The following is a 17,409-nucleotide window of genomic DNA, read 5'->3' as shown; positions in this document are numbered from 1 at the left end:
TTAATAAAATAATCGCTCTTAAAATTAAGAAAAAATCAGTCTAAAAAGAATTGTATGGGAGATATTCAACCAAAGAATAATCGATTAGCCTCAGATATTATTTAAATCACTTATTGTGTTATAGTTATCAAAATAAGCCTTCCATTTTTTAGGAACAGGAAGGTAACAGGCATCTAGCTGTTCAAGTGCATATTTCATACTGTGCTTATGCAATTCCTGATTCATATACAAGGCATATACCTTGTCCAATGCCTTTGCTGAATATATGCCGCATAGTGGTTCAGATTGCTTTTCCTTCATAAAGACCAATGCATCGGCCGGCTTATCCTCATACTGTTGAACAACAAAGTCTAAAAGATCAACTTCCATGTTTATCATATCACAGGCAAGTACCAGTAAATCTTCCTTCGGATAAATAAGGTGTACGGATAAGATGCCTCTAAGTGGGCCTCCGATAGATAATACAGGCTCGTCTGCGATTAATGAAGAGGTAGGAAAGACAGTTTGGTATATTGGTAATTGTAGTGTATTTACGGATATGGCAACAGGAATTTGTAATGATGACAACTTTGCAAATGCTTGTTGCGCCCATGTTTGTTGCCCATTTTGCAACAGGCCTTTATCCTTTCCCATTCTTAGACTTTGACCACCTGAAAGAACTACTCCAATCATTTTTATTAGTTTATTGAAACAAATTTAGACATTCTATAAGTTCGATTGTTATCAAATTATCTCAATCAGTAATATTGGTAGTAATACCCGTAATCCATCTACCATTAATGCCTTTAGTTATTTTGATCTTTGAATTAAAGAATTGAAGATGAAAAGCATCATAACCCTATGGCAAGTTATTAAGGATAAGGTATATGATTTAACATTAAAAGCAAAATATAATTAGAAAAACAGTATTTTAATAGAGAAATATCACCAAAAACCATTAGCATATGATTAACTTAAATATCAATCAAAAATCTTATGAGGTAGATGCAGATCCAGATATGCCCCTTTTGTGGGCCATTCGGGATCTTGTTGGTCTGACCGGAACCAAATATGGATGTGGTGTTGCTCAATGTGGAGCCTGTGTAGTTCACCTGAACGGAGAAGCTGTACGGTCATGTGTAACCAAAGTTAGCCGGGCGGAAGGTAAAAAAGTCGTCACCATCGAAGGACTATCAAAAAACAATGATCATCCACTACAGTTAGCCTGGAATGAAGTTAATGTGCCACAATGCGGGTATTGTCATTCTGGTCAATTGATGTCGGCAGCTGTGCTATTGAGGGAAAACCCAAATCCTACAGATGAGGATATTGATAATGCTATGTCTGGAAACATTTGTCGTTGCGGTACCTATCCCCGCATTCGAAAAGCGATTCACTTAGCAGCAGAACTGCATAAAAAGGAAGGCAGAACAATATGAAAAGATCAATAATTATCATGGCAGTCATCCTCTCCATGATTGGAATCATGGCTTTCAGCTTGAGTACTGTAAACAACCATCCCAATGTTACTGGAGAAACCACACAGAAAATAAAAAAGGACAGTATAGCATCAGTAAAAGCCTTTGAACAGGTTTATAAAGTTTTAATGAGCCCACGCTGTATGAACTGTCACCCTTCGGGAGATATCCCTTTACAGGGAGACGACAGTCACCTGCATGAGATGTATCCAAAAAGAGGGCACGACGGCAAAGGCGTGTTTGCGATGAAATGTGCGAATTGCCATCAGCCGAACAATACTCCTGGTTTACATGCCCCACCGGGAAATCCGGACTGGCATTTGCCACCTGCAGATATGAAAATGGTGTTCCAGAGCAAAACAGCACATGAACTGGCTAAACAACTGGTAAACCCTAAGCAAAATGGCAATAAGTCTATGAAACAACTATTGGAACATGCAGACGATGGGTTGGTTTTATCTGGATGGAATTCGGGAGAGGGACGTTCACAGCCACCAATGAGCCATGCAGCATTCAAAAAAGCATGGGAAACATGGATCAATACCGGGGCATATGCTCCTAAAAGCAAATAAATTAATTCTACAACTATGAGTACTAACCAAGTTTCCAGAAGAGATTTTCTCAGGGTTTCAGGTCTGGCAGGCACAGCATTGTGCCTAGGTTTCTATTTCCCTTCAAGTGCCAAAGAAGCAGAAATCGTGAATACAAGTGGGGTAGCAAAATCAGAAGTAGAACTGAACGCCTGGATCCACATAGATACAGATGGCAAAGTCACTATTTTTAACCACCGTGCCGAAATGGGTCAGGGTTCTTTTCAGTCCGTTCCACAAATTATTGCCGAAGAGCTCGAAGTTGATCTGAAAGATGTAAATATCGTTTTCGCCCAAGGTAACAGAGAAAAGTACGGCAGTCAGATTACCGGCGGAAGTTCAACCATACGTGGATCTTATAAGAATTTATTAAAGTTAAGCGCAACTGCCCGGATTATGCTGATCACCATTGCAGCAAAAAAGTGGAATGTACCCATTACTGACTGCTATGCAGAATCCGGCCAAGTACTACACAAAGCTTCAGGAAAGAAATTTCACTATGGAGAACTCGTTGTAGATGCTTCGAAACTAGAAGCACCGAAAGAAGTTGTCCTTAAAAAAATCTCCGAATACAAACTGATCCGCAAACCACTACACAGGCAGGATACCCCACTAAAAACAAATGGTACTGCAATATTTGGTCTGGATAAGAAGTTACCGGGCATGCTTTATGCAACTGTTGAGCGTAATCCGAGGTTACGAGGAATAGTAAAAAGTTTTGATGCCAGTGCAGCCCTGAAAATACCAGGAGTTACAAAGGTTTTTAAAGTTCGCATGGGCGTTTTTAATACTTTTCGTGAGGGTGTAGCCGTTGTTGCAAATTCAACCTGGGCAGCAATGCAGGGGAAAAAAGCATTAAAGGTAGAATGGGATGATTCCGGATTCGAACACATAAACACCGCTGAAATCTACAAACGCCAGCAAGAAGACCTCCAAACCAAGGAAGGTTTATACCTAAAAAAACAAGGGAATCCAGATGATATCCTTAAACAGGAAGGAAAAACCATAGACGTAGTTTACCAGACTCCTTATCAGTCGCATAGCTGCATGGAACCTGTAAACTGTGTTGCTCATTATCAAGGCGACAAGGTGGAGATTTGGGGACCTATCCAGGCTCCGGAATGGGTACAGGATTACATCAGCGGGCAATTGGGCTTACCTAAAGAAAAAGTCATCGTTAACATGACTTTCCTGGGTGGTGGATTTGGCAGAAAAGCATTTATGGATTATCCTCATGAGGCCACAATGATCTCCAAAGAAATCGGAGCTCCGGTTCAGGTGGTGTGGACAAGAGAGGATGATGCTACCCAAGGACCATACCGTCCGGGCATTTCATACAGGTGCCAGGGTGCTATTCATAACGGAGAGGTAACTGCACTCAAATTCCGCATGTCAGGTCAGAATAATGACCATTGGCGAGGTGGGAAAACAGACCAGGCGAACCGAAGCACCTCCGAAGGATTTCTTAAACCATACTTCGACGGCATCAAAAACATCAGCTTTGCCGAAGTACAATTTGAAACACCTATTCCTACTATGTGGTGGCGCTCTGTATATGCCTCTACCAATGGATTTGCCTATGAAAGTTTTCTGGATGAGGTTGCTTTAGCAGCAGGTAAGGATCCTCTGGATCTCAGGAGACAGTATTTACAGGATGAACGATGCCAGCGATTGATTGACAAAATGGAAGAAGTTTCGGGCTGGAAGAAAAGGAAGAAGAATGAAGGTTTTGGCGCTGCCATTACAGAATGCTTTTCCAGTACGGTGGGCCAAATTGTAAAAGTATCCAAAGATGCTGGCGGTAAAATTAAAATAGATCAGGTTTGGGCCGTGATGGATTGTGGATGGTACGTAAATCCTGATATCATCCGAGCTCAGGTAGAAGGAAGCATAGTAATGGCATTAGGTGCGGCCACAATTCACGAAATCACATTTAAAGATGGACTGGTAGAGCAAAGAAACTTCTATGATTATAAAATGCCAAGAATTACAGACATACCACCAATAGAAGTGCACATTATGGAAAATGAGGCAGATGCAGGCGGAGTTGGTGAACCGGGTTTACCGGCCTTTGCCCCGGCCCTTACAAATGCCATATTTGATTTAACAGGGAAGCGGATAAGGAAACTTCCATTTGATTTAAGCGCTGTTTAATTACGAGATTCTGATGAAAGAAATTGCTGACATACTTAAGGCCTATCAAAAAGCTTTGAAGGCAAACAAAAAGACAGCACTGGCAACCGTAGTAAAGGTAGAAGGATCTTCCTATCGCAGACCAGGAGCCAGAATGCTGATTACAGAAGATGGACAACTTACAGGCGCCATTAGCGGGGGCTGTTTGGAAGGTGATGCCTTGAGAAAAGCACTTTCGGCTATTGTGCAACAGGAAAACAAGCTCATCACTTATGATACAACCGATGAAGAGGATGCAAAGATTGGTGTACAACTAGGCTGCAATGGCATTGTCCATATCCTTTTTGAACCGATAGTTGAAGAGGAAGAACTCAATCCAGTTGCCATTTTAGCTGCCTTAAGCGAGAAACGTGAGGATGCGGTTTTGGTCACACTTTTCGCTCTAGATTCAAAAGTGCAACCTGGCACAAGTATGCTTTACCGAAAAGATAGCCTCCAATCTAATATCCCCGTAGAAATAAAACAATCAATAATGGATGATGTGGCTAAGGTATGGGATAATAAAACTTCGGTTTTCAGTAATTATCAAACGCCTGAAGAAAATATAGACGGGTTTTTAGAGTTTATCCGGCCATCCATTTCTTTGGTTATTGCTGGTGCCGGAAACGATGTACAACCGTTGGCAGAGGTAGCTTATCTTTTAGGATGGGAGGTAACGATTGCTGATGGCAGACCCGCTCATGCCTCAACAATACGTTTTCCAAATGCAAACCAGGTCTTGGTCAGCAAACCGGAGCAACTTCTATCACAAGTCCACATAGATGAACAAACAGCATTCGTGCTGATGACCCACAATTACAATTATGATCTTGAACTCCTGAATCTTCTTCTAGACACCAATGCGCCATACGTTGGTATTCTTGGACCTAAAAAGAAACTGATCAGGATGCTCGGTGAACTGGACAGGAATACCTCGGAAAACGAATCCCGGGTACATGGACCGATTGGCCTTGATATCGGAGCAGAAACTGCAGAAGAAATCGCTATCTCGATTGTTGCAGAAATTAAATCTGTTTTTTCGGGTGCTTCGGCAAATTCCCTGAAAGTAAAAAGGAGCCCAATACATGTCTATTCTAATTTATGAACACGGGGATCATCATATTGGCAGCAGGGAATTCAAGCCGGCTGGGTCGGCCCAAACAACTCTTAAAGTATAAAGGCAAAACACTGTTGGATTTAGTAACCGAAGAAGCCTTAAAAATACCCATTATACCAACTGTTGTGGTTCTTGGTGCCTATTCAAAAGAAATATTAAACCATCACACTTACCTGGAAATTGCCTATATTGTCAATCCTAACTGGCAAACAGGAATATCCTCGAGTATTGCTGCAGGGATGTCTGCGATAGGGAATCAATCAAAGGAAATAGAAAACGTAATCATTGCGGTCGCGGATCAGGTTTTCATTACTTCAAAAGTCTTTGAGAAACTCCTTCAAAAGCGTAAGCTGAGTAGTAAAGGCATCATTGCCAGTAGTTATGCTGAAACGGTAGGTACTCCTGTCCTATTCAGTAAAAAATACTTTGAAAAGCTTTTATCTCTTACCGGCAATACAGGGGCAAAAAGTATTGTACAATTAAACATGGAGGATACAGAAATTATCCCCTTTGAGTTAGGACATATAGATATAGATACAGAAACAGATTACAACAATTTAATCAAACACCAATGATAACAGATTCTTTTGGACGAGTGCACGATTACCTGCGGATATCACTTACTGATAACTGCAATTTCCGCTGCTTCTACTGTATGCCAGAGGAAGAATATGACTTTACCCCAGCTTCAAGGCTGATGCAGACAGAAGAGATTGTTCAGCTTGCAAAAATATTTGTAGAACAGGGTGTAAAAAAAATCAGGTTAACCGGTGGAGAGCCTTTGGTGCGTAAAGATGCAGCCGCGATCATAACTGCTTTAGGCAAGCTTCCTGTAGAATTGGTGATCACCACCAATGGAACGCGTATTGCAGAAATGCTCCCTGCACTAATTGCAGGTGGCATTAAAACAGTTAACATTAGTCTAGATACTCTTCAGCCAGAAAAATTCTTATTCATTACACGTAGAGACCTGTTCCATCAGGTACGTAGCAATATAGAACTGCTTTTACATCACAAAATTACTGTTAAAATAAATATGGTAGTGATGAAAGGGCTCAACGATAATGAAATTAAAGATTTTATAGATTGGACAAAACATAATCCCATCCAAATCAGGTTCATTGAATTTATGCCATTCAGCGGGAATAAATGGACCAGCAATAAAATGTTTTCTCTTAATGAAATACTGGCTACCATAGCTAAAGATTTCACCATGCTTCCGGTTAAAGCCGCACCACACGATACAGCAAAAAGTTTCATGATTCCGGGACACGAAGGTTCTTTTGCCATTATAAGCACCATGACAGCACCATTTTGCAGTACTTGTAACAGGATGCGGTTGACTGCTGATGGAAAGCTCAAAAATTGCCTGTTCTCTGATGGAGAGACAGACCTACTGAGTCCTTTAAGAAACAATCAAGACATTCTTCCATTGATCCAATCTTCTATTTGGAGTAAGAAAAAAGAACTTGGCGGACAGCTTATTGAGCATTTCGAAAAACTGGATGCGGATTCCATCAAGAACAGAAGTATGATTACCATAGGAGGATAATTTAAAATGATAAGCGTTAACGAGGCAAAACAACTGATTTCAGATCATACTCAACCGTTGCAAGCCCTAAAATTAAGTCTAAAAAAGGCTTCAGGACACATTTTAGCTGCAGATATCTATGCGCGCTATGATATTCCGGCTTTCAAACAATCATCTATGGATGGATATGCTTTGGTTTATCAGGATTCCTCATCAGAATTAGAAATGATCGGGGAAATGGCCGCTGGCACCAGCCAACTGTTGTCCATTAACCCCAATCAAACCACCAGGATTTTTACCGGAGCTCCCCTGCCTGAAGGTGCGGATACAGTTGTGATGCAGGAAAAGATCAGTAGACAGGGAAATAAGATCACGCTTCAGGATCCAAAGCTGTCGCCCGGAGCAAATGTTCGTCAAATAGGATCGGAGATTAAAGCCGGAGCACTTGCCATGCAAAAAGGAACCGCGCTAGGCCCCGCTGCTGTAGGATTTCTGGCTGGAATTGGCATTCAGGATGTGGAAGTTTTCCCGATGCCTAAGGTAGCCATCATTTTAACAGGTAAAGAACTTCAGCAACCTGGCATGGAGCTTAATTTTGGTCAGGTATATGAATCTAACTCCTATTCTTTAACTGCCGCAATAAAAAATGAAGGAATCACTGAAATTGAAGTAACAGAGGCTGATGACAATCTGGAAATACTAACAGATGTGCTTAGGTCAGCATTACAGGAACATGATGTTGTTCTGCTTACCGGCGGTGTGAGCGTAGGAGATTACGATTTTGTACTGGAAGCCTCAAAGAAATGTGGGATTGAGCAGATCTTTCATAAAGTAAAGCAAAAGCCAGGTAAACCATTATTTTTCGGAAAAAAAGATCAAAAACTGATATTTGGTTTACCGGGAAACCCATCTTCGGTTCTTAACTGCTATTACAATTATGTATTGCCGGCTCTGAAAGCAATTTCGCACAAAGAAAATAGTGTAAAAGAAATAAGTGCCGAACTGACGCACGACTGTCAAAAACCGGCTGGCCTTACCCATTTCCTTAAGGGAAGTTACAAAAATGGCAAGGCAACACCATTAAATGCTCAGGAGTCGTTTCGGTTAAGCTCTTTTGCACTGGCTAACTGCCTGATCTATCTTCCCGAAGAACAGCAGGATTTCAAACAGGGAGATGTTGTAACCATTATGCAATTACCTAACTAAGACCATAGCTGGGTGGTTATCTTGCAATTTATTAGCAAAATCAGCATTTTAAGGGTAAATTAGCATTATGGAAATTCAGATCATCAGTTTTGGAAAAATATCCGAATTTATAGCACATCAGAAGATCGAGATCTCTGACATCCGCAATACCGATGAGTTAAAAGCTTATCTGGAAACCTCATTTCCATTGCTTAGCAATATGAAATATAAGCTTTCCCTGAATAAGGATATTGTTCAGGAGAATACGGCGATTTCAAATCAAGATACAGTAGGCATAATGCCACCTTTTTCAGGAGGATAATACCATAGAAGTGGAAAGAAAAGTAAAAAACATATTCATTGACGGAAGGATCGAACCTGCGTTCATAGCTGAGAGCATTTCTAAACACAGCGTTAAAACAACTATTGGCGGCCATAGCATATTTATGGGACAGGTGCGGAAAGATGAAATTGAAGGAAAGCTTGTGGCAGCAATTGAGTATACAGCTTATCAGGAGCTGGCACTAGAAAAAATGCATCAGATCAGGGAAGATATTTTTCAAAAATACCCACTTCATTGCATGCATGTTTACCACAGCCTGGGCACAATAAAAGCGGGTGAGATCTGTCTTTTTGTATTTACCTCATCTACACGCCGCAAACCGGCAATAGATGCCTGTGCAGAAATCGTGGAAAGATTAAAAGCAGAACTGCCAATTTGGGGCAAAGAAATATTTGAAGACGATACACATCAATGGAAAGAGAATAGCTAATATGGTAAACATTACAAAAAAATCAAGCACACTAAGAATAGCTATTGCAACTGCTACAGTAAAAGTATCTAAACCGGAAACCATTGCAGCCGTTGAACAAAGAAAAATACCCAAAGGCGATGTTTTCGAATTTGCCCGTGCAGCCGGACTTTTGGGTGTAAAAAAAACGAGCGACCTCATACCTGATTGTCATCCCCTTCCAATAGAATATACCTCCATTACCTACGAAATTGATGGACTAAACATCCATATTACTGTTGAAGTGCATACTATATACAAAACAGGTGTAGAAGTTGAAGCCATGCATGGTGCCTCCATTACTGCCCTCACCATGTATGATATGCTCAAACCCATCGATAAGGGTGTTGAGATTCAAAATATCAGGTTGCTAAAAAAATCCGGTGGTAAATCTGACCTCAAGAATTTACAGTTTCCAGATATCAAGGCAGCTGTAGTAGTCTGCTCTGATTCTATATTTGCAGGTAAGGCTCAGGATACATCAGGAAAAGCCATTATTGGATTATTGGAGCAACTTGGCATCGAAACAATCAAATATGAGATCCTTCCAGATGAAGTTGACAGTATCAAAGAAAAGGCTATTGAACTCTGCGGAATTGAACATCAGCTCCTGATTTTTACAGGAGGTACCGGACTTTCTCCGAGAGACGTTACGCCAGAAGCCATTAGCCCCTTAATTGAACGTAAAATTGATGGAATTATGGAAACAGCACGAAGATATGGTCAGGAACGCATGCCTTACGCCATGTTATCCCGTGGTGTTGCAGGATTTATAGGCGAAACACTTGTACTCACCTTTCCAGGTTCGAAAACTGCGGTAGAGGAATATATGTCGGCCTTGTTTCCACAATTATTGCACCTTTTTAAGATCAATAAGGGGCAAAAACATTAAACCTTTTGTCCAGATTTTTCCCTAAAGTATTTCTATATATCCGTCACTTCCGTTCAGCCTAATGCGCTGACCATCTCTGAGCAGCTTTGTAGCATTGTCTACTCCAACAATTGCCGGCAATCCATATTCGCGTGCAATTACTGCTCCATGGGTCATCATTCCGCCAACCTCTGTAACCAGACCTTTTATCGATACAAATAAGGGAGTCCAGCTGGGGTCCGTGAAGGTGGTAACCAATATATCTCCATCTTCCAGGTTTGCATCTTCCATATTTAAGATTACACGTGCCCTACCCTCTATCACTCCTGAAGAAACCGCCAGACCTGCAATAGCATCGGTCGGAAGTTTTTTTTCATGCTTGTATTTACCCGAAACAATTTCGCCGTCTGATGTGATCACCCTTGGCGGGTTTAGTTTTTCGTATGATTTGAACTCGTCTTTTCTTTTGCCGATGAGCTGGTTGTCTGGCTTATGGGTATGTACCATTTCGCGAAATTCTTCAATGGTAAGATAGTAAACATCTTCCCTATCTGGAATGATGTTGGCTTTTGCAAGTTGTTCCGCTTCTTTCAGCAAAGCCTGCTTATAAACGAAGAAGCGATTAACTATCCCGTATTTTGGATATTCGCGATAACCTGCAAAACTCCTGAGCAGGCTGATCATTTGTTTTGTCTCCCTGATTTTTTGTTCACCATCTGGTAATGATACCAATCGGCCTACTAATTCTTCTTCTTTTTTCAGAGCTTCCTGTCGTCCTTGTTCAAATTTTCGCTTGCCGGCTCCAGATTCAAAGTTTTTAATATTGCTCAAAATTAAAGGGACAAGTATAGTAGGGTTTTCACTCCAACGGGTTTTGGTAATATCAATCTCACCGGCACATCGCATACCATATTTATCGAGATATGCGTCAACAGCGTGACGGGCGTCTGGTCCACCGTTAAACTTAGCAAGTTCGTCCAGATAATCATCTGCTTTTACCTGTTGCAAGTATTCAATTATTTCCGGATAAGGGCGGATTGCATCCGCTACATCCAATAGTGCCAAACCCATCTCCGAAGTAATATTGTTTGATACGGATTGAGAAAGCATGTCTGCCACATTTTTTTCACCTAGCCATTCGCTCATCTTTTCATTGAGCCAGGATGAAGCATTCATTGCAGCTATGATCACACCCATATGTTGTGCCTCAAATATTGTCTTCTTTGATTGCTGGATATCTTCCAGAATAAAATCAAACACATCCGTTCCTGATTTCGTTTGGATGTTTTGTTTTAGCGCTTCTACCGATGTCTCATTATGTTTAATCAAGTCAGCAACGATTGCAGGGTCGTTTCCCACTTGCGCCAAAATATCCGCGGACGATATCCCCTTAGTACTTTTAACCGGCATAGGTGCTTTTTCATCATTTGGTAACGATTTTATAAAATCTCGCCGCTCTGTAATGGTCAGAAGTGCCTCTTTTATGAGCGGATCATGTTGTCCCATCGCCTCTAATAAATTTTCCCTTGCAGTAGACATAGCAAGGCTATCCGCAACATCTACAAACAACCTTCCACCAGCTTTAAACATAGGCCTGGCAGCTCTTAACTGCCATAGGGACAATCCAAGTGGTTTCATAGGATCAGTCATCATTTGCTGATGACCAACAGATATATAAACATGGTTCTCCTGATCATTCGCTTCCGGGATCGGATACAAGGTCGTAATGGGCCGGCTCTGCACAATATAAAACGTATCGTCCACCAAACACCACTCGACATCTTGTGGGTTACCGAAATGCGCTTCGATTTTTCTACCCATACGTTCCAGCTGTAGAATCTGTTCATCCGTCAGCGTCGGGGCATTCTGCTGATCTGGCCCGATTTCCTGCTCCTTCGTGCCTCCCTCTTTTGAGGCATAAATAGCCAGTTTCTTATTGGATATCTTCCTATCGATAATATTGCCCTCAGAAACCTTATAATTATCTGCATTCACAATTCCGGAAACCAATGCCTCGCCCAATCCAAAACTGGCCTCAATAGATACTATTTTTCTGTTTGAGGTAACCGGATCTGCTGTAAACATAATTCCTGCTACATCCGGGGAAACCATTTTCTGAACAACAACCGACAGGTGGACCTTCCTGTGATCAAATCCGTTCTGCAAACGATAAGTTACAGCCCTATCTGTAAACAGTGACGCCCAGCATTTGCTGATGTATTTTAAGACTGCCTCTTTACCAATAATATTCAGATAAGTGTCCTGCTGCCCGGCAAATGATGCGGAAGGCAGATCTTCCGCCGTTGCGCTAGATCGTACAGCAAACGCATCCTTTTCATCAAACTTTGTGAGAAATCCCACAATCTCTTTCTCCATATCTTCAGAAATGGATATTCCTTCGATAACCTTACGTATTTTGTTGCTAAGCTCCCTGATTTTAACTCGCTCTTCTACCTTAATATCACTTAATTCATCCAGCAAACTGTTAAACTTCTGATTATTTTCAGTTATTCTTTTATACGCTTCAGTGGTCACGCAAAAACCTTCCGGCACCCTTATTCCTTTGATTCCAACGAGCTCTCCCAGATTGGCGCCCTTCCCTCCTACAGTCATAAAACTTGATCTGTCGATGTACTGAAAACCAATTACATTTGTGTTCGTTTTTCCTGGCTTTTTTGCTGAGTTGAGTTTGTTATCCGGTATCATACTGATGGCTTTTTAGAGATGTGCAAAGCCAAAAATATAAGTTATAACGTATCAAAATGCCGTTTTTCAACTATATTTTTTCAAGCGCAATAATGAGAAAAGTATCAACGTTATCTATACAAACAGAGCATAATAGCAACCATACGGGGTTCTACTTTAAATCGACTCCAGCTTACTTTTTCCCAGATTTATTTTCCAAAAACTCCCATTCCAGCAAATGAGAAACTTGATGCTCTTTCTTAACGATCTCGTCAAAACGCTTGGTTAATTCAGGATGTTCTGAAGCAATATCTGTTGTTTCGTTCCGATCTGTTTTCAGGTTAAAGATTTGCCAAGGACTATTTAAATTCTTGCGAAGATTTACTTTTACCCCTTTCCAATCCCCCATCCTTATTGCCAGTTGCCCACCCTTTTCAGGATATTCCCAATAGATATAATCACGCTGCTTCTGCTCTTTATTTTTCCCCAACAATGTTGGCAGTAAAGATATACCATCTGTATTATTCGGTTTTGTACCCGTTATCGCGGCAAAAGTAGCCATCATGTCGAACTGTGCAGATATAAAATCACTGGTCGTATTTGCTGGTATCTTACCAGGCCACCTGGCAATAAATGGTTCTCTGATCCCTCCTTCATATACATCCATCTTTAATCCACGCAAGCCATCGACACTGTTAAAGAACTTAGCATTTACCCCACCATTGAATGTGGCTCCGTTATCGCTTGAAAACATAATGATCGTATTGTCGTCTAGCCCTAGCTTTTTAATTTCGGCCATAATAATCCCAACCTGATCATCCAGATAAGTGATCATAGCAGCATAGGTTGAATATGGGTACTTAGTTGGTGCGTATCCCTGTTGTCCGTAGTAAGGATACTCATTGAACTGCCCTATATACTTTTTAACATATTCATCAGGTGCTTGTAACGAAACATGTGGAATAGTATAAGGCATGTATAAGAAAAACGGCTTCGATTTTTGCTCATTAATAAAACGAACAGCCTTTTTAGTCATTATGTCTGGCGAATACACTTTGCCTTTGTAATAATCAAAATCCTTATCGGTCGCTTTTGTAGAATCGAGACCTTTATGGACGTACATATAAGGATTATCAAGCATAACCTTCTCATCATTTTCCCAAAGGTGAGAGGGATAAAAATTATGGGATTGCTTTTGGTCCAGGTATCCATAATAATAATCAAATCCTTGCTTTAAGGGTGACCCTGTTGTGTTGTTCATTCCTAAACCCCACTTGCCGGTTAGAGCTGTGACATAACCAGCTTCTTTTAACATTTTCGGAATCGTAAATGTTCCTTCGGGCAATGGCATCTGCCCGGCTTCCAAGCTATCTGGGAAACCGCCCATTTCATAGTTACCACGGATGTAAGAATGGCCACCGTGTTTGCCAGTCATTAGCATGCAACGGGCGGGCGCACAAACTGGTGTACTGGTATAATGTTGAGTGAATTTCATCCCCTCTTTGGCCAGTTTATCCAAATTAGGAGTCTTAATCTTTTTCTGTCCGTATGGGCCAATCTCAGCGTAACCCAAATCATCCGCGTAGATGTAAATGATATTTGGTTTCTTTTGTTGTGCCTTTCCCTGCGAAAAGACGAGTTCAGGAAATAGCAACAGTAGTGCAACTACAATGTTTTTTATCTTGACAATGTTCATCCTCTAAATACTTTAATAGCTAAAGTAATAAATAATGAAGATGACCAGGTCAAGAAAAGTCGATCGGAGTTTCTTATTAAGGGGTGCCAAAGAAATATTGGCACCCTTTTTTGATGTACACTACTTGCTACAAGACATCTCTTGTGGCATTTTTAATTCTAACCGTTACCTCGTAAGTTCCCTCCTGATAGATTCGGAAAGTAAATCGCGGATTAATGCTATAGCCTCGGTCTGGAGTTGGAGTAAGACCTGGGTCGAGTTTGGCAAAGTTGCCTGGAATTCTGTAATAAATGGTATAACCCTGTCCAGGAGGGCCCGCAACAAGCGGGAATGGAACTACTTCAAAGTTACAGGCCATTGTAGAATCTGTTAATACGAGGGGATGGAACCTGGCAAAAGTATCAAAGCTATTCCTGTCTCCACGTTTGATGAACTCATTTTTCTTTGGATTAAATGGAGTGCCGTTTTTATCTACTATTTTTAGAATAATCAATGTACCTTCGTTGGAAGTCTTTTTAATCTTAACTTCTGGCTCTCCAATATCCCCAGACGCACTGGATCCATCCTTAAACCACGCACCGCCCCCTGCAGATTGCTCCGCTACGGGCCCATCATATAAAGAAAACTGGCCAATGTTTTTAAAATCCTTTGAACCATTCTCATTGGTTGCCCGAATATCAAATTCATAGGTCCCAACAGCCACATTTGCAGTTGTTCCATAAAAAGTAAATGCTCCAGTATGTGTATTAAATTCAACCGGCGGTGCATTTAATAATTGCCTGTGCTTATTTAGCAATTCAACAGTTGTATCCCTATTCACATCAAACTGAGAGATAAAAATATACCGCTCGTAGTTTGTATATAATAGTTCTGCATGTTTTTTTGTAACCGCATCACGAATATCTAACAATTCATAAGTTACCGGTGCACTGGAGCCATCATTGTCTACCGGCTTAGTTTGAACTGTTATGCCTTTTTGAATTTTTATTGGGCTATCCCGGTATCTGATCTGATTGCTGAGAAAACCGTTTTCGACTTTTTTACAAGAGAATATGATCCCCATCGCTACAAAGCCAAATGTTATAAGTTTTATATATCTTTTCATATTATTAGCTTAAAATCATTAATTCTTGATATCACCGAAAAAAGTAAACGTGTGGTTGTTATTTACCACATGTATCACACCGGTGTTGGTAATAATTCCTGAGGTTTGCACACGTGCCTGCAGCAATTGTTCAGGATCAACCAATGGGAGTTGTGTAGAGTCAGTAGGAATGGTACCCGTTCCATCCTCCTTTTTAACTATTTTAGTGAGGTAAACATATTTTGGTTTAACTGGGAAGATGTTAGGGTCGGTATAATCTGTTGTTGGAATGGCCTGAATTAACCTGAATTCCCCATCGTTAGATTTCCTTAATTTCCCCACTTCACTTAGTGCCTCTACGGGGAGTCTGTCTTTAAACAAGTAAGCCCTCAAAGAATCCTTCAGCTCTGGGAGCTTTAAAGAATCGAATGTAAAAACAAGGTTCTCATCATTTAATTTAATACGCAGATGTGCCTGTTTTGCTTTAACATAATTACTTATAGCGTAATTAGTTAAAGCAAAAACCGTCCCACTGGCGTTTACTTCATCTTTTAGACCCATCCGATCTACCATGATGATGAGCGTATCAAACAGCTTTTTGGTTTTTAGATAATCGTATGTGGTCATATCAACCTTAGGGTTGTAAAGACTACCACCGATCACATAATCTTTCTTGCAAGAGTAAACAGTAACCACTGTGACTATTGCAATGCATATCATAATTAATTTTTTCATATCTGATTCATTTAATGATTAAAGCCTTCCTTGCCAGTATGGCGTTTGTGTTAACGTAAAGTCGTCTTTGAACATTCCAGGATCTATTGGCCATAACCAGCCACCTTCAGGAGTGCCATTCATGAACTGGTCTTTAAAGCGTTCGTTATAGGTAGGAAGTGTTTTGGTTCTTACCATATCGTAGTAAGACTGGCCTTCGAAATATAGTTCACGAAGCCTTTCTTCTAGGATTGTTGTGCCCAAAGCTGTGCCTCCCCCGACATACTCAGCAACCTTAGCTCTTTTTCTGATGGCATTGAGCAGTATAACCGCCTCTCCATCACGACCCAATTTGTTCAACGCTTCTGCTCGTAGCAAATAAATATCTGCCAAACGGAATATGATCAGGTTATTGGATAGCCTCGGATCATTTTTTGCCGAACCATCGGCGTAGGTTACATTAGAGAATTTAATGGTCTGACCCTCTGACGACTGCGCCTGGAAGAAGAAAGTTCTATACCTGATATCAGTAGTATCTTTATAGATTTTATTGATGTAAGAGGTATTTACAGGCCATTGAATATCTGCCTTGTTGGCTACATAAGGTCTTCTTAGAGTTGGGGCATACCCTCCTCCGTTTAAAGAAATACCTTCACTTTGTCCATAGCTGATGTTGATCTCGAAGATTCCCTCAAGAGATTTACCGATAAACACTTTTGAATAGTTTGTAGAGTCGCTTAAAGCATACCCTCCATTCTTAATTACATCATCCGAAGCGATTTCGCTCCCTGCATAATCTCCTGTCCAGGCTTTTATGTGTGCTTCCAAAGCAAGTGCACTTCCCTTATTTGCCCTTACAGCTCTTTGATTTTCATCACTGTAACCAAAAACAAGATTAGCTTTGGCAAGTTCAAGATCCTTGATGCATTGAGCAAGCACTTCGGCCGCAGGTGTACGAGGAATATTTTTTGCCTGATTAATATCAAGATCAGGTTCAAGTCTTAACGGAACATCGCCCCATATTCTGCTCATGTAGAAATAAGTGAAAGCACGAAGAAAATAAGCTTCTCCTATGATACGTTTCTTATCATCCTGATTGGTAAATTTCTCGATAGCGATACCTGGAACCTTGTTAATTATCAAATTTACCTGCTGTAACAGTTGATAATAAGATTGCCAGTTCCAGTTCCCGGAACCTACGTTTAAACCAGTAAATTCTCCATTTGAAATGTTATAATTTTGATTGTCCCTATCAGATCTGATGCTAAATTCACCTGAAGGCGCATCACCATACACATGCCACGAATAATTGTTTAGCAATACCCGTCTTAGAGAAGAGTATGCTCCGGAAATGGCACTATTTGCATCTTGTCCATTAGTAAAATAAGCTCCGGTAAAGGTCGAATTATGGGGTTCGAGGTCCAGAATTCTTTTGCAAGCAACAGAGCTGATGACTAGTATTAAAAGCACAAGCCCTGTAATATGTTTTTTGAAATGTATTTTCATGATTTCATAT

General features: G+C 40.8%; 16 protein-coding genes. 10 read left to right on the top strand and 6 right to left on the bottom strand.

Annotated features, from left to right (window positions below; genetic code table 11):
• Positions 1-90: 90 nt before the first annotated feature.
• Positions 91-672, bottom strand: a complete 582-nt coding sequence (gene mobA, locus HQN86_RS06080; RefSeq protein ID WP_172660104.1) for a molybdenum cofactor guanylyltransferase — start codon at positions 670-672, stop codon at positions 91-93.
• A gap of 272 nt (positions 673-944) precedes the next feature.
• Here mobA and HQN86_RS06075 point away from each other — a divergent pair, with 272 nt between their 5' ends.
• The 10 genes from HQN86_RS06075 (at position 945) to moaCB (ending at position 9,735) form a co-directional block, all read left to right on the top strand.
• Entirely contained in the window at positions 945-1,418 is a 474-nt protein-coding gene (locus tag HQN86_RS06075) for a (2Fe-2S)-binding protein (protein ID WP_172660103.1), read from the top strand.
• Positions 1,415-2,029 carry a cytochrome c family protein gene (locus HQN86_RS06070; RefSeq protein WP_172660102.1) on the top strand — a complete coding sequence of 205 codons (615 nt, stop codon included), beginning with the start codon at positions 1,415-1,417 and terminating at the stop codon, positions 2,027-2,029. The genes HQN86_RS06075 and HQN86_RS06070 overlap by 4 nt, the downstream gene beginning before the upstream one ends.
• A gap of 15 nt (positions 2,030-2,044) precedes the next feature.
• Positions 2,045-4,201 (top strand): molybdopterin cofactor-binding domain-containing protein, encoded by a 2,157-nt coding sequence (locus HQN86_RS06065; protein ID WP_172660101.1) that lies wholly within the window; start codon positions 2,045-2,047, stop codon positions 4,199-4,201.
• Between the two features lie 13 nt (positions 4,202-4,214).
• The gene (locus HQN86_RS06060) at positions 4,215-5,324 is read left to right on the top strand and encodes an XdhC family protein (protein ID WP_172660100.1); all 1,110 of its coding nucleotides are present in this window, start codon (positions 4,215-4,217) and stop codon (positions 5,322-5,324) included.
• Positions 5,321-5,911, top strand: coding sequence for a nucleotidyltransferase family protein (locus tag HQN86_RS06055; protein WP_172660099.1), 591 nt, complete (start codon positions 5,321-5,323; stop codon positions 5,909-5,911). The genes HQN86_RS06060 and HQN86_RS06055 overlap by 4 nt, the downstream gene beginning before the upstream one ends.
• A complete protein-coding gene (gene moaA / locus HQN86_RS06050; protein ID WP_172660098.1) occupies positions 5,908-6,888 on the top strand; it encodes a GTP 3',8-cyclase MoaA in 981 nt (326 codons plus the stop codon). The genes HQN86_RS06055 and moaA overlap by 4 nt, the downstream gene beginning before the upstream one ends.
• Positions 6,889-6,894: 6 nt before the next feature.
• Entirely contained in the window at positions 6,895-8,073 is a 1,179-nt protein-coding gene (locus HQN86_RS06045; protein WP_172660097.1) for a molybdopterin molybdotransferase MoeA, read from the top strand.
• 67 nt (positions 8,074-8,140) lie between these two features.
• Entirely contained in the window at positions 8,141-8,374 is a 234-nt protein-coding gene (locus HQN86_RS06040) for a MoaD/ThiS family protein (protein ID WP_172660096.1), read from the top strand.
• A gap of 10 nt (positions 8,375-8,384) precedes the next feature.
• On the top strand, positions 8,385-8,825 hold the full coding sequence (locus tag HQN86_RS06035) for a molybdenum cofactor biosynthesis protein MoaE (RefSeq protein ID WP_317171657.1): 441 nt from the start codon (positions 8,385-8,387) through the stop codon (positions 8,823-8,825).
• Complete coding sequence (gene moaCB / locus HQN86_RS06030) at positions 8,788-9,735, top strand: bifunctional molybdenum cofactor biosynthesis protein MoaC/MoaB (protein WP_246269446.1); 948 nt, start codon at positions 8,788-8,790, stop codon at positions 9,733-9,735. Before HQN86_RS06035 ends, moaCB begins: the two co-directional genes overlap by 38 nt.
• Before the next feature lie 21 nt (positions 9,736-9,756).
• On the opposite strand, the gene ppsA is transcribed toward moaCB, so the two are convergent.
• From ppsA to HQN86_RS06005, 5 genes are all read right to left on the bottom strand, one after another.
• On the bottom strand, positions 9,757-12,420 hold the full coding sequence (gene ppsA, locus HQN86_RS06025) for a phosphoenolpyruvate synthase (RefSeq protein WP_172660095.1): 2,664 nt from the start codon (positions 12,418-12,420) through the stop codon (positions 9,757-9,759).
• Positions 12,421-12,592: 172 nt separating this feature from the next.
• Complete coding sequence (locus HQN86_RS06020) at positions 12,593-14,095, bottom strand: arylsulfatase (protein ID WP_172660094.1); 1,503 nt, start codon at positions 14,093-14,095, stop codon at positions 12,593-12,595.
• Positions 14,096-14,222: 127 nt separating this feature from the next.
• On the bottom strand, positions 14,223-15,200 hold the full coding sequence (locus HQN86_RS06015; RefSeq protein WP_216854330.1) for a DUF5007 domain-containing protein: 978 nt from the start codon (positions 15,198-15,200) through the stop codon (positions 14,223-14,225).
• Positions 15,201-15,218: 18 nt separating this feature from the next.
• Positions 15,219-15,914 carry a hypothetical protein gene (locus HQN86_RS06010; RefSeq protein ID WP_172660093.1) on the bottom strand — a complete coding sequence of 232 codons (696 nt, stop codon included), beginning with the start codon at positions 15,912-15,914 and terminating at the stop codon, positions 15,219-15,221.
• A gap of 18 nt (positions 15,915-15,932) precedes the next feature.
• Complete coding sequence (locus HQN86_RS06005; RefSeq protein WP_172660092.1) at positions 15,933-17,399, bottom strand: RagB/SusD family nutrient uptake outer membrane protein; 1,467 nt, start codon at positions 17,397-17,399, stop codon at positions 15,933-15,935.
• Positions 17,400-17,409 lie beyond the last annotated feature (10 nt).

The sequence above is a fragment of the Pedobacter panaciterrae genome (genome assembly GCF_013204795.1).
Classification (GTDB): domain Bacteria; phylum Bacteroidota; class Bacteroidia; order Sphingobacteriales; family Sphingobacteriaceae; genus Pedobacter; species Pedobacter panaciterrae.
This window is presented reverse-complemented; position numbering and strand designations above follow the sequence as displayed.

Bases quoted from the DNA above. Each gene is read 5' to 3' on its own strand.
- HQN86_RS06010 (WP_172660093.1), bottom strand. From the start codon at position 15,914: ATGAAAAAATTAATTATGATATGCATTGCAATAGTCACAGTGGTTACT.
- HQN86_RS06060 (WP_172660100.1), top strand. From the start codon at position 4,215: ATGAAAGAAATTGCTGACATACTTAAGGCCTATCAAAAAGCTTTGAAG.
- HQN86_RS06040 (WP_172660096.1), top strand. From the start codon at position 8,141: ATGGAAATTCAGATCATCAGTTTTGGAAAAATATCCGAATTTATAGCA.
- ppsA (WP_172660095.1), bottom strand. From the start codon at position 12,420: ATGATACCGGATAACAAACTCAACTCAGCAAAAAAGCCAGGAAAAACG.
- HQN86_RS06045 (WP_172660097.1), top strand. From the start codon at position 6,895: ATGATAAGCGTTAACGAGGCAAAACAACTGATTTCAGATCATACTCAA.
- HQN86_RS06020 (WP_172660094.1), bottom strand. From the start codon at position 14,095: ATGAACATTGTCAAGATAAAAAACATTGTAGTTGCACTACTGTTGCTA.
- HQN86_RS06065 (WP_172660101.1), top strand. From the start codon at position 2,045: ATGAGTACTAACCAAGTTTCCAGAAGAGATTTTCTCAGGGTTTCAGGT.
- HQN86_RS06015 (WP_216854330.1), bottom strand. From the start codon at position 15,200: ATGAAAAGATATATAAAACTTATAACATTTGGCTTTGTAGCGATGGGG.
- mobA (WP_172660104.1), bottom strand. From the start codon at position 672: ATGATTGGAGTAGTTCTTTCAGGTGGTCAAAGTCTAAGAATGGGAAAG.
- HQN86_RS06005 (WP_172660092.1), bottom strand. From the start codon at position 17,399: ATGAAAATACATTTCAAAAAACATATTACAGGGCTTGTGCTTTTAATA.
- HQN86_RS06070 (WP_172660102.1), top strand. From the start codon at position 1,415: ATGAAAAGATCAATAATTATCATGGCAGTCATCCTCTCCATGATTGGA.
- moaA (WP_172660098.1), top strand. From the start codon at position 5,908: ATGATAACAGATTCTTTTGGACGAGTGCACGATTACCTGCGGATATCA.
- HQN86_RS06055 (WP_172660099.1), top strand. From the start codon at position 5,321: ATGAACACGGGGATCATCATATTGGCAGCAGGGAATTCAAGCCGGCTG.
- HQN86_RS06075 (WP_172660103.1), top strand. From the start codon at position 945: ATGATTAACTTAAATATCAATCAAAAATCTTATGAGGTAGATGCAGAT.